Genomic DNA, 21,206 nt, shown 5'->3' on the forward strand with positions numbered 1-21,206 from the left:
GTAGCACAGCCCTAGCGACGCCCGCTACGGATGCGTCGGCCTGCATCCGGTTGCGTCGGTCCCAATCACCAGTGGTCCTTGCTGGATCGCCCTACTAGACCGTCCTTACCTCTGCTGCTCACCGTCCTCGACGGGATCATGGCCATCCAGTTCAAGGTGCTCACGGTGGCCATCCCGCTCTGGCTGGTCGGTGCCACCACCGCCCCGCACTGGCTCATCTCGGGCACGATGTTCACCGGAACCGTCATCGTCGTCGCGTTCCAGGTTCGAGCCGGCCGCAACATCGATTCCCCCGTGGCCGGCGGTAGCGCCTATTGCCGGGCTGGCATGGCCTTTCTCATCGCGTGCTCGCTGATCTCCCTGTCCGCGGGGATTCCGGCTTGGGCTGCCGCAACCCTGCTCATCACCGCAGTGGTCATCCACACAGTCGGCGAGCTCTGGCATGCCGCTGCCGGCTTCGAAGTGTCGTTCGCCCTCGCCCCGCGGCACGCCATCGGTCAGTACCTGGGCGTATTCGGGCTCGGCACCGGACTTGCCGAGGCCCTCGGACCAGGTCTGCTCATCGCCCTCTGCATCACCTGGAGCCGCCCCGGCTGGTATGCCGTCGGAGCGATGTTCGCCCTGACCGGCATGGCAGCACCACCCGGTGTCCGCTGGACACAACACCACCAGCACGCTCGTCAGACGCGGCCTCACTCTGTGGTGAAGGCGCAAGCCGCCTGATCAGCTGCAAGGAACGGTTCTAGAAGCCGAAGGAGTTGTGCGGTTCGGGATCGATGCGGAACATCCGGGTCAGCCGCCCGATCGCGCCGTCGGAGTGCGGAGTGATGTGGCCCGCGTACGTCAGGTCGTGCGCCGACATGCCCCCGAAGTAGAGCGAACTGAGCGCCGACACCGTGATGGTCAGGTCCGTCTTCTGGTCGGTGGCAACGCATGTCGGCGTGGTACCGCCTGCCCGGAGAAGCCATGTCCGGTTGTTTGCCGGGCACATTCGGTCGTCGTCGATGGTGAACACCAACTCGCCGACCGAGTCGTACGAACGTTGTGTCAGGGCGAGGGGGACGTCGAGCAGACGCGCCCACAGGTTGTCCGACTGGCGGGTGATGCGCATCGCCCGTGGGCTCGCGAGCATCCACCGAAGTGGTTCGTCGCGCGGACGGCCGGGCGCAACGATGGTCCTGGTGAGGTCGAAGTCGACCAGCAGACTCCACAGGGCGCGATATGCCATCGGGTTCGTCGCCTCCAACGCCTCTACGACGAGCGTTCCCGCATTGCCGACTGCCGAGGACCACGGCAGTCGAAAGTTGGCTATGCCGTCCACATCGCCGTGCTGGTCACGGTGGACGAGATACCGCAGCGGCCCGTTCGTGCCGTCCGCGCTACCGGACAGCCCGTCCCAGCGCCCGGGCAAGGGGGCGAGCTCACCGACACGGGATACACGCACCTCCGCGTGCACCATGGGCCAGAACTTCTTTGCCTGAGTGGCATCGACCAGCTCCAGCGAACCCGGATCGGGCTCTGCCGGAAGAAGGGCCGCCTCATGACGGTCCAGTTCCCACCGCACACGGTAGGTCGCCGGCGAGAAGCCGAATCGGCCGTAGATGCTGCCCTCGCTGGCGCTGAGCATTGCCAACGGCTCACCCCGGTCCAAGGCCGCCTCGAACATGGCCTGCATCATCCGCCGCAGGTAGCCGCGTCGGCGGTGTGTAGCGATCACCGCGGTAGCGGTGACTCCGGCCATCTTGACCGTAGTCCCGCCGGGGACCGTTACGTCGAAGGAGATGGTGGCCGATGCGCCGACGCAGGCGCCGTCGGCGAATGTCGCAATCGGATGGAAGGATTCGTCCTCGACATCGGCTTCTGCCCACTTCTCAAGCTGCTCAGCGGTTGCCGGAGTGCGCTGCGGAGGCCACGGCTCCGGACCACCGTGCCACGCTGCATCGGCCGGCTCCCAGCTCGGCAACCCGTTCGCGTAAGGCAAAGCCAGATAGTACGCGTTCATCTCATCGCGCCGTGGCGGGCGGACCTGAATAGCCATGACGCACATTGCATCCGCCGCCATCGCCTGCACACAACCGATTAGTTGCTCGTCGAGTCACCGGCCGTCTGCCGAGGAGGTGGTCGTGGAAGGTCCGGGCGAGATCGCACGCCCGGGCGTTTGTCAACGGCCACTCAGTTCTCCCCGGAGGCGGCCAGTAATTCTCCCCGCTGGCGGCCAGTAGATCTTCCCCAACCGCGGCCAGATATCTCCCCGCTGTTGGTGGGTGGATCAGCGCAAGGGGATCACCCCCTGACCGCTGGTGGCCTGGTTGAGCCGGAAGGAATCACCTTGGGTGACCACCACGTGAGCGTGGTGCAGGAGCCGGTCCACGGTCGCGGTGGCCAGGGTCTTGGGCATGATCTCGTCGAAGCCGGAGGGGTGGAGGTTGCTCGAGACGGCCAGCGCCCGCCGTTCGTAGGCGGCATCGACCAGCCGGTAGAAGCCCTCGGCGGCATCGGGTGAGACCGGCAGCAGTCCGATGTCGTCGACGATGATCAGGTCGGTCCGGATCAGCCGGGCCATCGCTCTGGCCAGGGAGTCGTCGGCTCGGTGGCGGCGGACGAGGGCTCCGAGGTCTTCGATGGTGAACCAGGCGACGGTCATGCCGGCTTCGATGGCGGCCTGTCCCAGGGCTTCGGTGAAGTGGCTTTTGCCCGTGCCCGAGGGTCCGCAGATGCAGAGGTTCTCCTTGCGGGTGACCCACTCGAGCATCTTCAGCGAGTCCTGGGTCGGCCAGGGAATTGAGGAGGCGGTCTCGTCCCAGTCGCCGAAGGTCTTGCCCGCGGGGAACCCGGCCCGCTTGCGGCGGGTGCGGAGGTTCGCGGCGTCCCTGCCGGCAGCCTCTTCGGACAGGAGGACGCGGACGACCTCGGCGGGGTCCCAGCGTTGGGCCTTCGCGGTGGGGATCAGGTCGGTCAACGCCCTCCGGATGTGCGGGAGTTTCAGCCGCCGGGTCAGCTCGATGGCCTCGGCGAGGGGATCGCCGTGGGTGCCGGTGACGGTGCGGATCGGGGTGGCCATCAGTGCTCTTCCTTCTCGTCGGCGACGCCGAAGTTGGACCAGGCGGAGGTGCCCGGCTGGAGGCTGTGGTTCTCGGAAGGCCGCGTGGGTTCGACTGTCTCCAGGCCGACTTGGTAGGTGAGGATGCGGATCAGGTCGTTCTCCGCGAACCGTCCGGCGACCGCCGCCGAGCCCAGGGCCCGGTCGACATCGGCGGCGGAGTGGAGCTTGGCCAGCGCGACGGCCTCGGCCATCTTCGACTTGACCCTGCGGGCTCCGGCCGCGCCGGCCTCGATCAGCCAGGACGCCGCCCCGGGACCGAGCGCGAGGAAGGCCGCTTCCTCGGCCGAGTTGGCCTTCGGTGTCCGGTCGCCCTCCTTGTCTTCGCGGGGCGGGTAGTGCTCGTCCTTGATCTGCGGGCTGCCGGGAGTCGAGCGGTCGTGCCGGGCGACCTCGGCCGGCCCGTCGTCCGCGACGGCGGTGACGATCAGCTCGTCGCCGTTGAAACGGGCCCAGACCCGGGTGTCGACGAGTTGGTGCGGGACCGAATAGCGCACGCCTTCAACAGAGATGGTGGCGTCCCAGTTGACCCGTCTCGTGGTGCCGAACGCGACCGCGAACGGCTCCTTCGGCAGCGGGTGCAGCCGCTGCCGTTCCTCGGCGAGGGCCTCGGCGGGCTTGCGCCGGCTGGCCCGGTGGACCCGGTTGTTGACCTCGTCGCAGAAGTCGCGGCAGGCCGCCTCCAGATGTCCGAACGACCCGTACTGCTCGAGCAGGTTGGCGTCGGTGGGCACCAGGTCGGCCTTCGCGATGCGGACCGTGGCCTCGGATCCGCCCTTGGTTTCCGGGTCGGCCGGCAGACACGTACGGATGGTCAGCCCGTAGTGCCTGGCCACCTCGACGATGTCCGGGTTGCGGACCGCGATGTTCGCGATGTGCATCGTGGTGACCGTCTTCTCGTTGTCGGTCAGCGCATAGGCAGGCACCCCTCCTATTCGCCGCAGAGTGGAGTCCAGGCAGGCCACGATCGTCGGCAGGGTCTTGTCGAACACCGGGATGACGACGCGGAACCGGGACCAGGCCAGCCAGGCGCACCACAAGGAAGTACGGCGTCCGCCGATCCGCGGCCCTTCGCCCCAGTCCCACTGCAGCCACAATCCGGGCTCGGTGATCCACGGCCGATAGACCCGTCGCGATCCGGCCCGCAGGCTCGTCTTGACCTCCGCGACCACCCGCCGGGTGGTCCTTTCCCCGCCCGTGAAGCCCATCGCCGTGATCCGCCGGTGCACGACATCGGCACGGATCCGGCCGTGGGAGTTCACCACCAACTCCTCGATCTTCGCGAGGTATTCGTCGATCGGGCGGGCCCGGTGCTGCCGCTCGGTCGGGCTCTTGCCCTCGGCCCGAGCCTGCACATACCGGGCCACCGTGTGGTGGTCGCAGCCGGCCAGCTCGGCCGCTGCTCGGTAACTCCCCGTGAGGTCGTATGCCTCAAGGATCTCCATGATCTCCCTGCTGTTCTTCACACCGGTCAGCTTCGCCGACCGGTATCGGTCCAGGTCCGGGGAGATATATGGCCGTCCGTGGGGCAATCCTTGGCCAGGAATGGGGCGCTAAGTGGCCGCCTACGGGGAGTATCTACTGACCGCCGTCAGCGTTGCCGGGGAATGGCAGCCGCACGTCGATGAGCTGTTCCTCCTCGCGGAGATTTCAGAGTGCCACGACGCAGCATGATCCAGGTGGTGATCTTGCGTGGGCTCGCGACAGCGCCGCGGGCAGGTTCGACAGTGCCGGTCCTGGGCCCGGCCACGTAGCGGCGCACAGGCAGGTCGCTGCCCTGGTAGCCGCGCTCGCGTATCTCGTGGAAGAGGTCGGTCGGGCTGGTCACACCGTCGGTGGACCGCTCGGTCAGATAGGCGGTGAACGGCTCCACCACCTCTCTGGGCGCCCGTGCCGTGCGGACGCAAGCAACTCGTCGGTGTCGCGGAAGCGGTGCACGGTGGCGATGGATTTCAGCAGTACCGGTCGGCAGTGCGGAGAGTGATCTTCGTGGTCGGCAGCGTCGGCGGTGGCAGCCGCCGAGGCTGTCCTCTCGGACAGCGGTGGCGACGCCTTCGAGGTCGGCTCGGGCCGGTACGGCTGGACGGTGCCGTACGCGCGTCCGCGGACGTCGAACCGGCCAAGCCGGTCCGTGGACATGAGCATCGATGCCCTGCTGGACCGCGAGGGCGCCGTCCGCGCATTCAGGTACCCGCTGATCGAGTACATCCCGAGGCCCGCCTTCATCAACAGCGAGGCAGGGGCTCAGGCCGGCACCACCGTGCGGGCGATCGCGGGGATGGCCCCCGACGGTGAGACCTTCCCTGCCAACCTGGAAGCGAGGTTCGCAGAGCCGGAGGGCTGTGCCTGACGGGTGCGTTCCCAGAGTCTGGTGTCACATCCCGTCTGCTCAAGATCGTATGAGGTGAATCTCCGTCGTCGGACGTCAACGCCTGCCGTCCACTTACCGCGGACCCGTCGATCTCTCCTGGCCAGAGCACTAGCTGACCAGGCGGCGGTGCCACTCCAGCGGGGTGACGGTGATGGCACGGTCGGGGGCCCGGTCCCAAACGGCCTGGAGACCGGCCGCGTCCAAGGCGGCCATGACCTCGTGGCCGACCGCTGTGGTGGTCTCGGACGAGCCGTCGAAACCTCCGTAGAGGAGCATGAGTTCGTGACCGGCAGCGGCGGAGTCCGTGCACTGGGAGTGGAAATAGACGAAGCCACGGGCGTCGGTCCTGCCTTCGCCGCGGATCTCGGACTGGCCGCAACTGCGGCAGCAGGTGAAGTTCTCGCGGGCGGTGATACCGGCCTCCTGCAGGGCAGTGAACGCGCGGGTGAGTCGTTCCGGGTCGGTCTCGCCTGTCCACTCGGCCTGCTCCGCGACGCGTTCCAGCCACATCCGGTCGGCCAACACCTCCGCCTGCTCCCGCGATACGGGTCGGCGGTCGGCGGTTACCAGGTAATCCTCGGCGAGCTCCGCCAGTTCGGCGCGGTCGGTGTAGCCGCCGACCAGCACCTCGCGGACGCGCTTCTCCAACTTCTTGCGCTCGTCTTCATCCAGGTCGAGCGGCGGCACCTCGCGGGCGAGGCCTATATCCAGCAACGACCAGGTCAGATGAGTGCTCCAACCGGACGTTTGCCGGGCCCAACCGGTCATCGCCTCAATCACGGCTTCGCAACCGTCGACCATCACCTGGAAGTGCTGGGCGGGGGCACCGTTGCGGTGCTCCAGCGTGTAGTCCCCGTCGGCCTCGTGCCAGAGCTGGGCGAAGACGTCGGGCAGGTCGGGTATCCGGTGGACCACCATAAACCGGTAGCCATCACGGCCGATTCGCCGGATCAGCCCAGCCCACTCCTCCGCGGACACACGAACGTGCCGTTCCCCGTTCTCCGTCTCCACCACGATCTCGGGCATGCTCACACTCTGACACGCCCCACTGACAGCCAATTTACCGGGACCAGCGATGCAGGTACCTGCGATGGCCCAGGGAATCCCTGACCCAGCGCAGACCGGACCGCTACCGGCAGCCGGAACAGCTGCAAACTTCTAAGTTTCGTGTCGGAATCTCACGGCTGGTTCCGGACGGAAGCAGTAACCCCATGTGGCGCTGAGACGTGCAGCCCGCGCCTGGACCTCCTCGTTAGGGTTGAAGCCCGGAAGCTTGGAGGACCAAACCCTCGCCTCGGGAACAGTCGGTCAGGTCCGCGCGGTTGCATCGACGGGGGCCGGCGCCGCACAGGCGGGGAACACGGAGACCACAAGGTCGTGGGCCCACCCGGATCCGGTCCCCAGGATCGCGGTACGCCCACCGCGCAATTGGACCGAGATGTATCTCTGCAGGAGGTTTCTTTCATGGCTGACCGGCCCTTGACGCTCATGGCAGTACACGCCCACCCCGACGACGAGGCCACCGGAACCGGTGGGGTCCTCGCGCAGTACGCGGCGGAAGGCATCCGCACGGTTCTCGTGACCTGTACCGACGGCGGTTGCGGTGATGGACCGGGGGGTGTCAAGCCAGGTGATCCCGGGCACGATCCGGCAGCGGTCGCCTTGATGCGCCGTCAGGAACTTGAGGCGAGCTGTGACGTCCTGAAGATCAGCGATCTGGAGATGCTGGACTACGCAGACTCCGGAATGATGGGCTGGCCGAGCAACGACGCCCCCGGATCCTTCTGGCAGACCCCCGTGCGGGAAGGCGCGGCCCGACTCGCGGAACTCATGCGGCACTACCGACCTGATGTGGTCGTCACCTATGACGAGAACGGCTTCTACGGTCACCCCGACCACATTCAGGCCCACCGCATCACGATGGCGGCGCTGGAGATGACCGCGTTGACACCGAAGGTGTACTGGACCACGATGCCCCGCTCGATGATGCGGCAGTTCGGCGAGATCATGCGCGAGTTCCATGAGGACATGCCGGAGCCGGATCCTGCCGAGGCCGCTGCGATGGCCGAGATCGGCCTCCCTGACGACGAGATCACCACGTGGGTGGACACCACCGCGTTCAGCGGCCAGAAGTTCGACGCGTTGGCCGCGCACGCCAGTCAGGGCGAGAGCATCTTCTTCCTCAAGATGGGCAAGGAGAGGTTCGGCGATTTGATGGGCATGGAGACCTTCGTACGTGTCCAGGACGCCACCGGCGCGGCCGTACCCGAGAACGATCTCTTCGCCGGACTGCGCTGATCTGCCTGCCTGCCTGCCTGCCTGCCCGCCCGACCGCCCGGCTGGCCCGGGCGAGCGCATCGAGCGCACGGCGCGACCGGGCGGGTCGCGCAGCCGGAGACCTGTCCACGCGAGTTCCGCTCCGGCGGCCCGTGTCCAGCTCCTTGCCGACGTTGTCGACGCGTGGCCGCGATTCCGACCCGACACCGCGACCGTCCTCAAGCCACCTGGTAGCCGCGCAGGCGGGAGTCCCGTGGCCTGCTGACTGGTCAGTGCGCGACAGCCCAAATGCCAACCCCGGCAGTCTGCTCCGATCAGGACAGACCGCCGGGGAAGTGGAACGGAGCTGAGCATCCGACGGCACAGACCTTGGCCAAAGTGGCCCGTTCGCATCTCGACGGCAGCTCTGGAGCCTGCCTCAGCGTGGTCCCGAAGACCATGAGGCAGGGAACTTCTGGTCTGTGGGTTACCAGGCTCCGTGGTCGATCAGGCCCAGGGTGAGGATGGCCGCCGCAGTGGAGAGGAACACGATCCCGCCCGTGATGTTGCGGGAGCCCACGCGCAGGTGGGCGGTGATGGCGCCGATGAAGTACAGCACGAGTCCGGAGGCGGCGAGGGTTCCAAGGAGCGGCACGGCGAGCCCGGCCAGCAGTCCCGCGGTGCCTGCCGCCAGCAGCATGCCCAGTACGGGGACCCACTTCCGGGGTATGCCCTTCATGTCCGCCTGGGTCTTGGGGTACTCGTGGCCGATCAGGTAGGTGACGGCGGCGGCACCGTTGAAGACCGCGCCGAGGATGGTGACGGTGACGTATGCGGCGAACACGATTTTCCGTTCTGTCGAGAACAGCACTGCTGGGCACTCCGGAAGGGATGCCGTTCTCCTGGACGACGAGTGGGCGACTCGATGTGTGACATCGATTGGCAGCCAGGGCCTGCCGGTCGTCTCGAACGCCTGTTGATCAACACCGCACGGCAATAACCCGGCCGAGTCGCGATCCGCGTCCTGTGTCGGATCCTGTGTCGCTGTGTCCGGGCTGCCGGATCTCACCCTTGCGGGCCGGCCGGTTGCGGTAACTGCAGGTGGCGTTCCGAGGGTTCCGTTCGAACCCAGAGCCGTAGTGGTGCTCGGCGACGCCCAGCGCGGTCGCAGAGCACCATCTGCCAGCGGTGGCGGTGGCGGTTGAACGAGGCCTCGGCGCGAGCGAAGTAGCCGCTGGCGCCGCCGTCCGCCGCCTTGTCCGCGACGTGGACCAGCCCCTTCCACGTGTTCGTCGAGCGAGCAGACCACGACGGATACCGAGGATTCCAAGACCCTTCACGCAGATGCCTCAGCAGACCGGCTTGCTTGCTTGCCTGCCCTTGTTCGCCGTCGGCCCGGTTGGCCCATCCCTCAGGGTGGGCCAACCGGGGATATGGGATTCCCCCCAGATGCTCCAAGAGGCACCCCACCGCAGACAGATACGTCAACTGCCGATTCTCGCGGCGATGATCGGTGCGAGGCGGTCGGCGATGACACGGTGACCCTGGTCGTTGGGGTGGACCGAGTCCGTGAGGTCGCCGGAGCCCAGCCAGCCGGTGGTGTCGACGAAAGAGACCCGCGAGTCGCCGCCGACGGTGGCAGCACGGACAGCCACTTCGGTCTGCGGGACGTACCGGCCGCGGAAGGTCTCCAATGCGAAGATCCAGGCCTGCGGATATGCGGCCCGTACCTTGCGCAGCAGGCTGCTGTACGCCGACTGGAACTGAGTCGAATCGACCCCGTGGCCGACGTCGTTGGTGCCGAGATTGATCACGACAGCGTTCGCCTGATAGCGGGAGAAGTCCCAGGCGGGCGTGGACGCGTTCGGGTTGAGCCTGCCGAACTGCTGCTCCAGCCCCACGCAGCCGTCCGCCGCCGCGACCAGGCACGCGCCGCCCTGGGCGATCTGGCTGTGCTCGGTGCCCAGCCGTTCCCCGATCAACCAGCCGTACGCGGTACGGGCGTTCTGCGAGGTCGTCGTCCCCACCGTGATCGAGTCGCCGACGAACTCGATCAGCTTGGCCGGCGCCGACGGCGCGAACGTCGTGGCACCGCTGTCGAGAACCAGCCCTTGGAAGACGGCGTCACCGCGGTAGGAGCCCGCGACCACCTGGTAGTTGACCTGGAGGGTGTGATTGCCGGCGGCCAGTGGCGAGGGGGTGAGGTTCACCGTCCCCTTGACGTCGTCGTAGAACGTCACCGGCCCGTTGTCGATCCTCGCCCAGAAGTCGATGGTGCCCCGTTGCTTGAGCTTGACGGTCCGTCCGGTGAAGCCGGTCCGGTAGTACGCGCCCGCCCAGTACGGGGTGTAGGCGGTGGTGGAGCTCTGAGTGTCCCAGCGGCCGACGAACTTGACGTTGGGGTCGCCGGGTTGGCCGGGAGCCGCTGCTCGCGCGGAGCCGGTGACGGTGCCGGCGAGTTGGGCGCTGATCACGGGGGAGAGTCGGCTCGCGAACTTGGTGTGGCCCGCCTCGTTGGGATGCCCGTTGCCGTCCTCGTAGTCGGTGCCGTCGGTGAGCCAGCCGGTGGTGTCGACGTAGTGCACCTTGGAGTCGCCGGAGTTGGTGCGGGCGCCGACGGCGGCCTTGGTCTCGGTGACGTAGCGCTTCTTGAGGGTCTGTACCGCGAAGAGGTGCGCGTTCGGGTACTTGACGCGGATGTCGCGGAGCAGGGCGATGTACGCCGACTGGAAGGCGGCGCCGGTCACGCCGTGGCCGATGTCGTTGGTGCCGAGGTTGATGACCACCGCGTTGGCCCCGTAGCGGGAGAAGTCCCAGTCCTGGCCGCCCGTACTGGTGGTCTTGAAGAACTGCGTACTCAGGCCCGTGCACCCGGACTGGGCGACCAGGCAGTAGCCGGAGCGGGCAATCTGGGTGTGGCGCATCCCCAACTGCTCGCCGGTCTTCCAGGCGTACGAGTCGAGCGCCAGCCGGTCGGTGAGGGCACCGGCGGTGATCGAGTCGCCGACGAACTCCACCAGCCCGGAGGGTGTGTTGGCGCTGACCGTGCGTGCACCGGAGTCGAGCACAAGACCCTGGAAGACGGTGTCGCCGGAACGGTAGAAGATACGCAGGGTGTGAGTGCCGGGGGACAGGGGCCGGGGAGTGAGGTTCACCGTGCCGCGCACACCCACGTGGAAGACGTCGGATCCGCCGTCGATGCTCACGTAGAGGTTGACCGCGTCTCTGGCCTTGACCTTCACGGTGGTACCGGTGAAGGCGGTCTGCAGATACGCGCCGGTCCAGCCGGGCACCGCCGCGGTGCCCGAGCCGGTGTCCCAGCGGCCGACGTAGGTGATGTTGGTGTCGGACACCGAGCCGTCGCCCGGCGCGGCCTGCGCCGGTAAGTTGCCCGCCCAGGACAGCAGGCAGGCGACGAGCACAGCGATGAGGAGGGCTGCTGAAGTGCGTCTTGCGTGGCGTGCGGGGGCGGGGTGGGGGGAGGTCTGCATGGGGATCCCTTTCGCATGAGGGGTGGGAGCGCTCCCATGGGCAGCCTTTCGAGAGAAGCAATGAAACGGTTCAGCGTCAAGAGGCCTCGCGACGGCCGATCCGGCTCCAGTCATGACCGGCGCCCAGTCGTGACCGTCGCTCAGCGGGATCGCCTCTGTCGGGAGGGCTCGGCGCCCCTGCGGCGGTGAACAGCCAGGACCAGGGGGGTGCCGAGCGGCACGCCGTCGGACCGCGCCACCGGCGAGAAACGGGAAGCCGTCTAAACACGTCTAAACCCGTTCCGGTTCACTCAGATGGCCACTGGCTGGCGGAGGAGGTCCTCTGTGTCGTGCGCGATCGTGTCGCCATCGACCGCGGCCGACATGGCGCGCACCGGGGTGACGCCCTCGATGCGCAGTACGCGTTCATGCGTGCCGGAGGCGGCATGGCCCCCTTCGGTGACGCGGGGACCGGGAGTTGTGCCGGAGGTGTTGCGTACGTCTGCGGCGGGGCCCCGGTTTCCGGCAGTGCGAGGTCGGTCCAGGCGGCGGGCCGCCGACTGCCGTGGCCGGTACTCCAAGACCACGGAGGCACTGGCGCTGGTGGCCGTACTGCGAGGGATGGGTCGGCGTCGGTAAGTGGCCGAATCTGCACAGCCCGGAAGAATGTTGTCGGTGTACGGTCACATGACCTCGCTCCTCCCGTCCCGGCCGCGCACCCCGACTCGTCATCCGGAGGAAAGCCATGCCGTTGTCCCGGACCCAGAGGATTCTCGCGTCGGCGGTGTCGATGCTCGTGCTCGGCGCCTTTCCCGGCGTCACCGCGGCGGCGCCGAGCGGCGAGAGACGGCCGGCCGACAGCGTGCTCGCTCGGGTGCACACTGCGGGACGGGTGAAGGATGCCGGAAACATGCTGGAGTACAGCTGGCCCGGCGTGTACTTCGAGGGCCGTGTCCGGGGGACCGGCGTGGGTGTCGTGCTCAACGATTCGGCCGCCGACTACGACGTCCAGGTGGACGGAGTCACCGTCGCCACGCTCGTCACCCCGGGCGCGACCACTCACTGGATCCGCGGCCTGAAGTCCGGCGTGCACACCGTCCGGCTGGTCAAGCGCAACGACAGCCCGTGGAGCACCAGTTCGTTCGGCGGATTCGTCGCTGTCCCCGGAGGTGCCGTGTTGAGCAGGCCCGCCGCGCGCAGCCGCCAGATCGAGTTCATCGGGGACTCCCTCACCGTCGGCTACGGCAACCTCTCGTCCTCCCGTGACTGCAACGAAGACCAGCTCAGGCGGAGCACCGACGCCGATGTGAGCTACGGAGCGCTCACCGCGCGGCGGCTGGGAGCCGATTACCAGATCAACGCCTACTCGGGCCTCGGTATGGTGCGCAACTACAACGGCGGCTCGCCGGATGTCACTTACCGCACCTTCTACGACCGCGCCCTGCTGAACGTGCCCGGTGACGTCTGGCGGAACCCCGGCACATGGCGCCCCGGGCTCGTGGTGGTACACCTCGGCACCAACGACTTCTCGACTCCCGTCAACGCGGGCGAGCCGTGGACCCCCGACAGTCTGGTGGCCGCCTACCGCAACGCCTACAGCGCCTTCCTCCAGAAGCTGCGGACGCGCTACGGGCCCGGTACCACCATCGTGGCGGTCGGCGCCGGCCAGTTCGCAGGGCACGTCCAACAGGTGGTCCGAGAAGGCACCGACGCTGGTGACAGCCGACTCCGCTACTGGTTCCTCGACGACACCGGCCTGGACTTCCTCGGCTGCCATTGGCACTACTCGGCCCACGACGACCGACTCGTCGCCGATCGGCTCACGGCGTTCGTCAACGGCCTGCCGATACGCTGGTGAGGGTACGGACCACCCAGAACCGCTCAGCCTGTCATTCACCCTCTGGGGCTGTTGCGCTCCACGACCCACTACGACGTCGGGCGCGGGTGGATGCGGTCCCAGGCCATGGCCCGGGCAGTGCCCCGTACCTGTCGGTGACCTGCACCGTCGCCGCGTTCGGCGCACCCCAGATCTCGGGCTCGGCGAAGCCGAACTCCCCGCCGTGCTTGGGCGGGTGGCCGACGTGGGGGTGGGCGCGGACCCGTATGCCGTCCAAGAGAACTGGACGGCGTTCACTCGGGATGCGTGGCTGCAGAGTTCCTCTCCGTACGACTCCTGCGGCTGATGCCGGAAGTCATTTCGGGCCGAGCCGCTGCGCTCAGCCGACGTCGGCCGGTGTGTTCAGCACTCGGTCGTGGCCGGCTTCGCGGACCGGTCCGGTCAGGTGGACGGTGCCGGTGAGGCGGATGTCGGTGCTGGAGGCTCCGATCATGACGGTGATCTCGCCGGGTTCGACGATGCGCTTCAGGTCGGGGCCGGTGTAGGCGAGGCGGTCGGTGTGCAGGCGGAAGGTGACCCTGCGCTGTTCGCCGGGGGCCAGCCGGACGCGCGCGTAGCCGGTCAACTGGGTCACAGGGCGAGGGAGTTGGGCGATGGGGTCGGCGCTGTAGAGCTGGACCACCTCGGAGCCGGGGATCTCGCCCGTGTTGCGGAGCACGCAGCTGATCTCGACCTCGCCGTCCGTGCGGATCTCATGGGCGCTCACCTCGAACCCGTCGTAGGCGAACGTCGTGTACGACAGCCCGTGTCCGAAGGGGTAGGCCGGGGAGGGGTCGAGGTTGCTGACGCCCTCGGTGTTGCCGCCCAGCGGGGCGTGGAGGTAGGTGCCGGGCTGCCCACCCGGCGTGCGCGGGATCTGGACGGGCAGTTTGCCCGAAGGGGTGGTCCGCCCGGAGAGCACGCCGGCCAGGGCGGGGCCGCCCTCCTCGCCGGGGAAGAAGGCCTGGACGACGGCGGCCGCACGGTCGGCGTAGGTCCCGAGCGCGTACGGGCGGCCGGAGACGACGAGGAGTACGACCGGGGTGCCGGTGGCGAGCAGTGCCTCGACCAGTTCACCCTGGACACCCGGCAGCGAGAGGTCTTCGGCGTCGCAGCCCTCGCCCGAGGTGCCGAGGCCGAAGAGGCCGGCACGGTCACCGACGACGGCGACGCACACCTCCGCCTGCCGGGCAGCATCCACCGCCGCGTCGAAGCCGTCACGGTCGCTGTCCTTGACGGGACAGCCCTGTTCGTAGGTGATCAGGGCCCCGGGCAGCTCCATGGCCAGGGCGTCGAGGAGGGAGAGCGCCTCGATGCCGTTGTCGTGACCCGGGTGGTGGGGGAGGACGTGGTTGGGGAAGGAGTAGCAGCCGAAGAAGGCGTTGGCGTCGTTGGCGCAGGGGCCGACCAGGGCGATGGACGCCGTGTCCGCGGCGAGAGGGAGGAGGCCCTCACGGTTGTCGAGCAGGATGATGCTCTGCTCGGCGAGTTCGCGGGCCAGGGCGCGGTGCGCGGGCGGGTCCAGGTCGATCGGTCCCTCGACGTCGACCTCCGGTGTGAAGCCCGCGTCGAGCAGCCCGAGTTCGGCCTTCTGGCGCAGGACACGGCGTACGGCCCGGTCGACGAGGTCCTCGGAGACGGTTCCCGCGCGGACGAGTTCGGCGAGTGGTTCGCCGTAGCAGAGGGTGTCGGGCAGTTCGACGTCGATGCCGGCCGTCAGAGCGCGGGCGCCGGCCTCGCCGTAGTCGGCGGCTATGCGGTGCATGGTGCGCAGGAATGCGACGGACCAGTAGTCGGAGACGACCGTGCCCTCGAAGCCCCAGTCTTCGCGCAGGAGCCGGGTCAGAAGCCCGGCGTCCGCACCGGCGGGCACGCCGTCGACATCGGCGTAGGAGTTCATCACCGAGCGGGCGCCGCCCTCGCGTATCGCCGTCTCGAACGGCGGCAGGATCACGTCGGCGAACTCGCGGGGCCCCATGGAGACGGGGGCGTGGTTGCGGGCGGCCCTGGAGGCGGAGTATCCGGCGAAGTGCTTGAGTGTGGCGACGATCCCCGCCGTCTCCAGACCTCGTACATAGGCGGCGCCGCTCGTGGCGACCAGGTACGGGTCCTCGCCGAGGGTCTCCTCGACCCGGCCCCAGCGGTAGTCGCGTACGACGTCCAGAACGGGGGAGAGGCCCTGGTGGACGCCGACTCGGCGCATGCTCGTGCCGATGGCGTGGGCCATGCGCTCGACGAGGGCGGGGTTGAAGGCGGCGGCCCAGGCGAGTGGGGTGGGGAAGACACTGGCGTGGTGGGCGGTGAAGCCGGTCAGGCATTCCTCGTGGGCGATGGCGGGGATGCCGAGCCGAGTGGTCTCCATCAACTCGCGCTGGAGGGCGGCGAGCCTGCGTGCTCCGTCGGCGGGATCCACCGGCTTGGTGCCGAAGGGACGGGTGATGTGGCCCAGGCCGTCCTTGCTGGCCTGTTCGAAGTCGGTGTGGCGGGCGAAGACGTCCTGCATCGGAGCCACGTTTCCGCTGACGTGCTCGACTCCGGGCCAGGCGCTGCCGAGCTGGGCGAGCTTCTCCTCCAGGGTCATCTCCGCGAGCAGGGCGTCGACCCGCTCGGCATGGGGGCAGGCCGGGTCGGCCCAAGGTGTGGTCATGGTGCGTTCCTCGGGGTGGTGGCGCAGGACGGCGCGTGTTGTTCAGGAAGGAGAAGAGGCGGGCGGGGGTGCGGTGGAGGACCGGACGACGAGCTGGGTGGCCAGTTCCACCCGGTGGCTGTCCAGGGGATCGCCCGCGGTGAGCCGGAGCAGGGAGCGCAGTGCTGCGCGGCCGATCTCGGCGAAGGGTTGCCGGACAGTGGTCAGGGGCGGGGCCGAGGTGCTGGCGGCGGCGGTGTCGTCGAAGCCGACGACGCTGACGTCCTCCGGTACGCGCAACCCCTGGACCCGGGCGGCCTCGATGACGCCGAAGGCCTGAAGGTCGTTGGCGGCGAAGACTGCCGTGGGCGGATCGTCGAGGGCGAAGAGTTCCAGGGCGGCCTGGTACGCGGGTTCGAAGCGGAAGGCCCCCCGCTTGATGAGGTGGGGATCGGGCGTGAGGCCGGCACCGCTGAGCGCGGCCTGGTAGCCGTGCAGGCGAGCGGTGTTGCACACGGCGTCGTGCCGTCCCTCGATCATCGCGATCCGGCGGTGGCCGAGTTCCAGCAGGTGCTCGGTCGCTGCCATGCCACCGCTGAAGTTCGTCGCGCCGATGCTGGGCACGGTGTCGTCGGGCACGTTCATCGGGTCGATCAGCACCAGCGGGATGCCGTGCTGCGCGAACTGGGCGCGCTGGCGGGCGGTTAGTTCGGACGTCACCAGGATGACGCCCTCCCGCCCCGCGTTCGTGACCTTCCGGGCCCACGCAGCGCCCAGTGGGTCGTCGGGCGCCGTGCCGATGACGACGTCGACCCCTGCCTCGGCCGCGGCCTGGGTCACACCCTGGGTGATCACCAGATTGTTGGGGTTGACCAGTTGGTCGAAGGTCAGGTCGATGGCACGTACCGGCGACTGCGCGCCCCCCGGACCACGCGCCACGTAGTCGCGCTCGACCAGCAACTGTTCGACGCGTGCCCGGGTTTCGGGCGAGACGTCACTGCGACCGTTGACCACCTTCGACACGGTGGCCACCGATACCCCGGCCGCCTCGGCGATGCCGGTCAGGGTCGTCCGCTCGACGACTCTCTTCGCCATGCTGGTCCTTTCGAAGGTTTACGGGGAAGGTAGCGCAAGGTTTCGGAACGGTCCAGGGCGGGCTTGATAGGAAAGTTGTTTCGTCCAGTGTATTGACCGGCCGAAAACAGGCCTCTACTTTATCGGCCAGAAAACGCAGAGGTTTCGAAAAGTTTCGAATCGCATATCGCGCAGCTGGCGAACCCTGCGAGCCGTCCAGCGCGGTCGAACCTCTGAAGAGCCGAAGGAGCTCCCCATGCCTGCGAGAATCCCCTCCCATGTGCTTGTCGCCACCTCGGCGGCAGTCCTGGCCCTGACCCTCACCGCCTGCGGCAGCAGCGGGCGGACCGCCGGCGGCAGCTCCGGTGACGGCGCGCTGGCGTGGGCGCTGACCCAGGGGTCCGAAGCGACCTTCCGGGCGTCCGCCACGGAGTGGAACAAGGAACACCCCGACAGCAAGATCAACTACCAGTTCTTCCAGAACGACCCGTACAAGCAGAAGCTGCGCACCGCCGTCGGCGCCGGCAACGGCCCGGTCCTGTTCGAGAACTGGGGCGGCGGCGGACTGAAGACCTACGTGGACGCGGGCAAGGTCGCCGACCTCACCGCCGATCTGAACGCCGACCCCGAGTGGAAGAACCGCATCTTCCCCTCGGTGCTGGAGTCCACCACCTTCGACGGCAGGACCTACGGCGTCCCGGTCAACGGGGTGCAGCCCGTGGTCCTGTACTTCAACAAGCAGCTGTTCGAGGAGGTCGGCGCCGAGCCGCCGAAAACCTGGGACCAACTGCTCGCCCTGGTGAAGAAGTTCAAGGCGAAGGGCATCGCACCGATCTCCATGGGCGGCGCCTCCAAGTGGCCCGACCTGATGTGGCTGGAGTACCTCGTCGACCGCGTCGGCGGACCGGAGGCGTTCGCGAAGATCGCCGCCGGCGGCAAGGGCGCATGGTCGGACCCGGCCGTCCTCAAGGCCGCGGAGATGATCAAGCAACTCGTGGACGCCGGTGGCTTCGCCAAGGGCTTCACCTCCGTCTCCGCCGACACCGGCCAGGCCGAGGCCCAGCTCTACACCGGCAAGGCCGCGATGATCCTGCAGGGCAGCTGGGCCTACGGCACGATGGCCACCGGCTCGCCGAAGTTCGTCTCCGCCGGCAACCTCGGCTGGTCGGGCTTCCCGGCCGTCTCCGGCGGCAAGGGCGACGCGAGCAACATCGTCGGCAACACGGCCAACTTCTTCTCGCTGTCGGCTCAGGCGAGCGCCAAGGACAAGAAGACCGCGGTGGCCTACCTCAGGGACGGCGTCTACAACGACACGTACATCGACAGTCTCCTCAAGAACGGCGACGTCCCGCCGGTGAAGGACCTGGAGGCCAAGCTCAAGGCCACCGACAACGCGGACTGGACGACGTACGTCTACGGCCTCGCCCGCGACGCGAAGAGTTTCCAGCTCTCCTGGGACCAGGCGCTGACCCCCGAACTCGGCAACGAACTGCTCACCCACCTCGACCAGCTCTTCCTCGGCGAGATCAGCCCGCAGCAGTTCTGTGCCCAGATGGACGAGGCGGCGCAGGAGTGAGCGCCTCCACCGTCCCCAAAGCCCCGTCGGCGCGTTCCGGCGCCGACGGCCCGCCGTTCCTCATGGCCCTGCCCGCCCTGGTGCTGTTCGCCCTCTTCGCGCTCGTGCCGATGGCGATCGTGATCTACCTGAGCTTCACCCGCTGGGACGGTCTGGGCAGCCCGGCGTGGGCGGGAGCCGACAACTGGCGCGAGGCGCTGACCAGCGACGTCACCCGGCACGCCCTGTGGCTCACCGTCAAGCTGATGGTGTTCTCCTGGATCGTGCAGACCCCGATCAGCCTCCTGCTGGGCGTCTTCGTCGCCGGGAAGCAGCGCTACCGTGCCCTGTTCGCCGTCTTCTACTTCGTCCCGCTGCTGATCTCCACGGCCGCGATCGCCGTCATCTTCAAGAACCTGCTCGATCCCAACTTCGGCCTCGGCGCGGCCCTGAAGCTGCCCGTCCTCGGCCAGGACTGGCTCGGCGACCCCCAACTGGCCTTCTACGCTGTGGTGTTCGTCATCGCCTGGCAGTTCGTGCCCTTCCATACGCTGCTCTACCAAGCCGGAGCCCGGCAGATCCCCGCCTCGCTCTACGAGGCCGCGTCGATCGACGGAGCGGGCCGCCTCGCCCAGTTCTGGCACATCACCCTGCCCCAGCTGCGCTACACCATCGTCACGTCCTCGACGCTGATGGTCGTCGGCTCTCTCACCTACTTCGACCTGGTCTTCGTCCTCACCGGCGGAGGCCCCGGCTACGCCACCCGCATCCTGCCGCTCGACATGTACATCACGGGCTTCCAGAGCAACGAGATGGGCCTCGCCAGCGCCATCTCCGTGGTGCTCGTCGTGGCAGGACTCGTCGTCTCCCTCGCCCTCGTCCGGTTCTCCGGCTTCAGCCGGATGCGCAGCCAGCAGGCAGGTATGTGATGTCAGCGATCTCCCACGCCCCGTCCACGGATTCCCCCGGCACACCGCCCCGAGACGAACCGCCACCGGCACACCCGCGGCGCAACCCCCTCAGCGGCCTGCGCCGCGCCAACCCGCTCGGTGCGTCGGGTGGACTGCTCTGGCTGGTGATCGTCCTGGTGCCGGTCTACTGGGTCGTCGTCACCAGTCTGCGTACCCGCGAGGGCTTCTTCGACGCCAACCCGCTCTCCGTCCCGTCGCATCCCACCCTGGAGAACTACCGTCAGGTTCTCGACAACGACTTCACGCACTACCTCCTCAACAGCACGCTGGTCACGGTCGGCGCGACGCTGCTGACCGTCGTGGTCTCCTTCCTGGCGGCCTACGCGATCGTGCGCGGCACCACCCGGGCCCTGCGCTGGGCGTTCAGCGTCTTCCTGCTGGGCCTCGCCATCCCGCTCCAGGCGACGATCATCCCGGTCTACTACCTGATCGCCAAGGCGCAGATGTACGACACCCTGGGCGCGATCGTGCTTCCCTCGGCGGCGTTCGCGATCCCGCTGACCGTGATCATCCTCGTCAACTTCCTGCGTGACATCCCCGACGAGCTGTACGAGTCGATGCGAGCGGACGGCGCCGGCCACTGGCGCATGCTGTGGAGTCTCGCGCTGCCCCTGTCCCGTCCCGCTCTGATCACGGTCGTCATCTACGACGCCCTGAACGTCTGGAACGGCTTCCTCTTCCCGCTGATCCTCACCCAGAGCCCGGACAAGAGGACGTTGCCTCTCTTCGTGTGGAGCTTCCAGGGCGAGTTCACCATCAACGTCCCGGCGATCCTGGCCGCAGTGGTCCTCTCCACGCTGCCCATCCTCGTGCTCTACGTCCTGGGCCGCCGCCAGCTCATCGGCGGGCTGACCGCCGGCTTCGGCAAGTGAACGGCAACGGTACGACGGTGGAAACGGCGGGTCTGCTCGCGGGCAGGACGAGTGGGCTCCGACAGACTCGGCTCGGCTGGACGATGAAGTGAATGCCCGAGTCAAGGACAGTGCCGGCTCCATCGGGCGGCGCACCCTCAGCTTCGCCGCCACCTCACCGCGCTGGTCGGCAAGGCCCCGACACCGCGGGCGCTCAGCACCAGGCCCCAGCCCTGCCGTGGTTCGCCGAGCATCGTCGGGTCGCCGTCGGTGCGCGGTGGCAGGTCGGGAAGCGACATCCGGGCGAAGAACGTAGCCGCCAGGAGGAAGGACGCGGTGTCCGCGCCGATGACCCAGCCGCCTCCGACGGAAGCGGTCAGCAGGCCGGCTGTGGTCGGGCCGAGGATCCGGGTGGTGTTCCTGACGGAGACCACAGTCCTGGGGGCAAAAAGCCAGCCGCAATGCGCTAGACTTGATCTTGAGCTGGTCGCCGCAACTCAAGTCGGCTGGTCGTGCGTTGGTGGTCCAAGGAAAGACGCCCCGCTTCCTGCGGGGAAATGCAGGTGCAAGGCCTGCCCGGCGCTCGAAACATGGGGCCCGTCCGCGTACAGCGGACGGGCCCCATGCGTTGCCCGGCGTCAGGACCCGAGCGGCTGAGCTTTCCCTGGCCGCAACGGACCGGACCGGGCCGTCTGTCCCGCCTGGAGACATTCGCCGCCTGTCTCCACCACGACACGGCCCTCGGGGCCGGATGGCCGATCGCCAGCGGCATCGTCGAAGGAGCAGCCCGATATCTGGTGGTCGACGACTCGGCAACACCGGAAGCCGGTGAAACGACCCACAGAGAACGCGAACCCTTCTAACCTCGCCCGACCGGCACACCTACGAATTCCTGGCCTGACAGACGAGCTCACGCCAGAAGAACCGCACCCTGTTCGCTTCTGCGCGCCCTTCCTCTACGCTCAAGGAAGGTCATCAACTACCGCATGACATCTGCCCGGTGACGAAGTCGGCGTGGGGTGCGCGTCCCCGCTCCACGCCACCACTGGACGGCTT

At 68.1% G+C, this 21,206-nt stretch carries 18 protein-coding genes and 1 pseudogene; 7 read left to right on the top strand and 12 right to left on the bottom strand.

Annotated features, from left to right (window positions below):
* The first annotated feature begins 138 nt into the window (after positions 1-138).
* Positions 139-723 carry a hypothetical protein gene (locus tag OHN74_RS41980; protein ID WP_327699813.1) on the top strand — a complete coding sequence of 195 codons (585 nt, stop codon included), beginning with the start codon at positions 139-141 and terminating at the stop codon, positions 721-723.
* A gap of 19 nt (positions 724-742) precedes the next feature.
* Here the strand turns inward: OHN74_RS41980 and OHN74_RS41985 are convergent, their stop codons facing one another.
* The 4 genes from OHN74_RS41985 to OHN74_RS42000 form a co-directional block, all read right to left on the bottom strand.
* Positions 743-2,038: a GNAT family N-acetyltransferase gene (locus OHN74_RS41985; protein ID WP_327699814.1), complete on the bottom strand. Its 1,296-nt coding sequence runs from the start codon at positions 2,036-2,038 to the stop codon at positions 743-745.
* A gap of 231 nt (positions 2,039-2,269) precedes the next feature.
* Positions 2,270-3,061, bottom strand: coding sequence for an IS21-like element helper ATPase IstB (gene istB / locus OHN74_RS41990; protein ID WP_327692608.1), 792 nt, complete (start codon positions 3,059-3,061; stop codon positions 2,270-2,272).
* Positions 3,061-4,566, bottom strand: a complete 1,506-nt coding sequence (gene istA / locus OHN74_RS41995; protein WP_327692450.1) for an IS21 family transposase — start codon at positions 4,564-4,566, stop codon at positions 3,061-3,063. The genes istB and istA overlap by 1 nt, the downstream gene beginning before the upstream one ends.
* A gap of 125 nt (positions 4,567-4,691) precedes the next feature.
* The gene (locus OHN74_RS42000; protein ID WP_327699815.1) at positions 4,692-4,973 is read right to left on the bottom strand and encodes a hypothetical protein; all 282 of its coding nucleotides are present in this window, start codon (positions 4,971-4,973) and stop codon (positions 4,692-4,694) included.
* Positions 4,974-5,108: 135 nt separating this feature from the next.
* Here OHN74_RS42000 and OHN74_RS42005 point away from each other — a divergent pair, with 135 nt between their 5' ends.
* Entirely contained in the window at positions 5,109-5,450 is a 342-nt protein-coding gene (locus tag OHN74_RS42005; protein ID WP_327699816.1) for a hypothetical protein, read from the top strand.
* A gap of 129 nt (positions 5,451-5,579) precedes the next feature.
* Here the strand turns inward: OHN74_RS42005 and OHN74_RS42010 are convergent, their stop codons facing one another.
* Entirely contained in the window at positions 5,580-6,497 is a 918-nt protein-coding gene (locus OHN74_RS42010; protein WP_327699817.1) for a DUF6891 domain-containing protein, read from the bottom strand.
* Between the two features lie 438 nt (positions 6,498-6,935).
* On the opposite strand from OHN74_RS42010, the gene OHN74_RS42015 reads away from it, so the two are divergent.
* Positions 6,936-7,769: a PIG-L family deacetylase gene (locus tag OHN74_RS42015; RefSeq protein ID WP_327699818.1), complete on the top strand. Its 834-nt coding sequence runs from the start codon at positions 6,936-6,938 to the stop codon at positions 7,767-7,769.
* A 445-nt stretch (positions 7,770-8,214) separates the two neighbouring features.
* Here OHN74_RS42015 and OHN74_RS42020 read toward each other — a convergent pair whose 3' ends face one another.
* The 3 genes from OHN74_RS42020 to OHN74_RS42030 form a co-directional block, all read right to left on the bottom strand.
* The gene (locus OHN74_RS42020) at positions 8,215-8,571 is read right to left on the bottom strand and encodes a DoxX family protein (RefSeq protein WP_327699819.1); all 357 of its coding nucleotides are present in this window, start codon (positions 8,569-8,571) and stop codon (positions 8,215-8,217) included.
* Positions 8,572-9,211: 640 nt separating this feature from the next.
* Positions 9,212-11,218, bottom strand: coding sequence for a GDSL-type esterase/lipase family protein (locus tag OHN74_RS42025; protein ID WP_327699820.1), 2,007 nt, complete (start codon positions 11,216-11,218; stop codon positions 9,212-9,214).
* Positions 11,219-11,508: 290 nt separating this feature from the next.
* Complete coding sequence (locus OHN74_RS42030) at positions 11,509-11,784, bottom strand: hypothetical protein (RefSeq protein ID WP_327699821.1); 276 nt, start codon at positions 11,782-11,784, stop codon at positions 11,509-11,511.
* 158 nt (positions 11,785-11,942) lie between these two features.
* On the opposite strand from OHN74_RS42030, the gene OHN74_RS42035 reads away from it, so the two are divergent.
* Entirely contained in the window at positions 11,943-13,055 is a 1,113-nt protein-coding gene (locus OHN74_RS42035) for an SGNH/GDSL hydrolase family protein (RefSeq protein WP_327699822.1), read from the top strand.
* A gap of 71 nt (positions 13,056-13,126) precedes the next feature.
* Here the strand turns inward: OHN74_RS42035 and OHN74_RS42040 are convergent.
* From OHN74_RS42040 to OHN74_RS42050, 3 genes and pseudogenes are all read right to left on the bottom strand, one after another.
* A pseudogene (locus tag OHN74_RS42040) lies at positions 13,127-13,278 on the bottom strand (NF041680 family putative transposase); the annotation flags it as partial.
* A gap of 135 nt (positions 13,279-13,413) precedes the next feature.
* Positions 13,414-15,720 carry a glycoside hydrolase family 3 N-terminal domain-containing protein gene (locus OHN74_RS42045; protein WP_327699823.1) on the bottom strand — a complete coding sequence of 769 codons (2,307 nt, stop codon included), beginning with the start codon at positions 15,718-15,720 and terminating at the stop codon, positions 13,414-13,416.
* 42 nt (positions 15,721-15,762) lie between these two features.
* Positions 15,763-16,794 (bottom strand): LacI family DNA-binding transcriptional regulator, encoded by a 1,032-nt coding sequence (locus OHN74_RS42050; protein ID WP_327699824.1) that lies wholly within the window; start codon positions 16,792-16,794, stop codon positions 15,763-15,765.
* Positions 16,795-17,029: 235 nt separating this feature from the next.
* Between OHN74_RS42050 and OHN74_RS42055 the strand changes: the two genes are divergently transcribed.
* The 3 genes from OHN74_RS42055 (at position 17,030) to OHN74_RS42065 (ending at position 20,171) form a co-directional block, all read left to right on the top strand.
* On the top strand, positions 17,030-18,349 hold the full coding sequence (locus tag OHN74_RS42055) for an ABC transporter substrate-binding protein (RefSeq protein ID WP_327699825.1): 1,320 nt from the start codon (positions 17,030-17,032) through the stop codon (positions 18,347-18,349).
* A 62-nt stretch (positions 18,350-18,411) separates the two neighbouring features.
* Positions 18,412-19,257 carry a carbohydrate ABC transporter permease gene (locus OHN74_RS42060; RefSeq protein WP_327700459.1) on the top strand — a complete coding sequence of 282 codons (846 nt, stop codon included), beginning with the start codon at positions 18,412-18,414 and terminating at the stop codon, positions 19,255-19,257.
* Entirely contained in the window at positions 19,257-20,171 is a 915-nt protein-coding gene (locus tag OHN74_RS42065; RefSeq protein WP_327699826.1) for a carbohydrate ABC transporter permease, read from the top strand. The genes OHN74_RS42060 and OHN74_RS42065 overlap by 1 nt, the downstream gene beginning before the upstream one ends.
* A gap of 137 nt (positions 20,172-20,308) precedes the next feature.
* Here OHN74_RS42065 and OHN74_RS42070 read toward each other — a convergent pair whose 3' ends face one another.
* Entirely contained in the window at positions 20,309-20,584 is a 276-nt protein-coding gene (locus OHN74_RS42070; RefSeq protein ID WP_327699827.1) for a hypothetical protein, read from the bottom strand.
* Between the last annotated feature and the right edge of the window lie 622 nt (positions 20,585-21,206).

Origin of the sequence: Streptomyces sp. NBC_00459 (genome assembly GCF_036013955.1) — a bacterium.
Classification (GTDB): Bacteria; Actinomycetota; Actinomycetes; order Streptomycetales; family Streptomycetaceae; genus Streptomyces.

Coding starts and splice junctions, on each gene's coding strand:
- OHN74_RS42035 (WP_327699822.1), top strand. CDS start 11,943: ATGCCGTTGTCCCGGACCCAGAGGATTCTCGCGTCGGCGGTGTCGATG.
- OHN74_RS42010 (WP_327699817.1), bottom strand. CDS start 6,497: ATGCCCGAGATCGTGGTGGAGACGGAGAACGGGGAACGGCACGTTCGT.
- OHN74_RS41985 (WP_327699814.1), bottom strand. CDS start 2,038: ATGGCTATTCAGGTCCGCCCGCCACGGCGCGATGAGATGAACGCGTAC.
- OHN74_RS42055 (WP_327699825.1), top strand. CDS start 17,030: ATGCCTGCGAGAATCCCCTCCCATGTGCTTGTCGCCACCTCGGCGGCA.
- OHN74_RS42050 (WP_327699824.1), bottom strand. CDS start 16,794: ATGGCGAAGAGAGTCGTCGAGCGGACGACCCTGACCGGCATCGCCGAG.
- OHN74_RS42025 (WP_327699820.1), bottom strand. CDS start 11,218: ATGCAGACCTCCCCCCACCCCGCCCCCGCACGCCACGCAAGACGCACT.
- OHN74_RS42060 (WP_327700459.1), top strand. CDS start 18,412: ATGGCCCTGCCCGCCCTGGTGCTGTTCGCCCTCTTCGCGCTCGTGCCG.
- OHN74_RS42015 (WP_327699818.1), top strand. CDS start 6,936: ATGGCTGACCGGCCCTTGACGCTCATGGCAGTACACGCCCACCCCGAC.
- OHN74_RS41980 (WP_327699813.1), top strand. CDS start 139: ATGGCCATCCAGTTCAAGGTGCTCACGGTGGCCATCCCGCTCTGGCTG.
- OHN74_RS42045 (WP_327699823.1), bottom strand. CDS start 15,720: ATGACCACACCTTGGGCCGACCCGGCCTGCCCCCATGCCGAGCGGGTC.
- OHN74_RS42065 (WP_327699826.1), top strand. CDS start 19,257: ATGTCAGCGATCTCCCACGCCCCGTCCACGGATTCCCCCGGCACACCG.
- istB (WP_327692608.1), bottom strand. CDS start 3,061: ATGGCCACCCCGATCCGCACCGTCACCGGCACCCACGGCGATCCCCTC.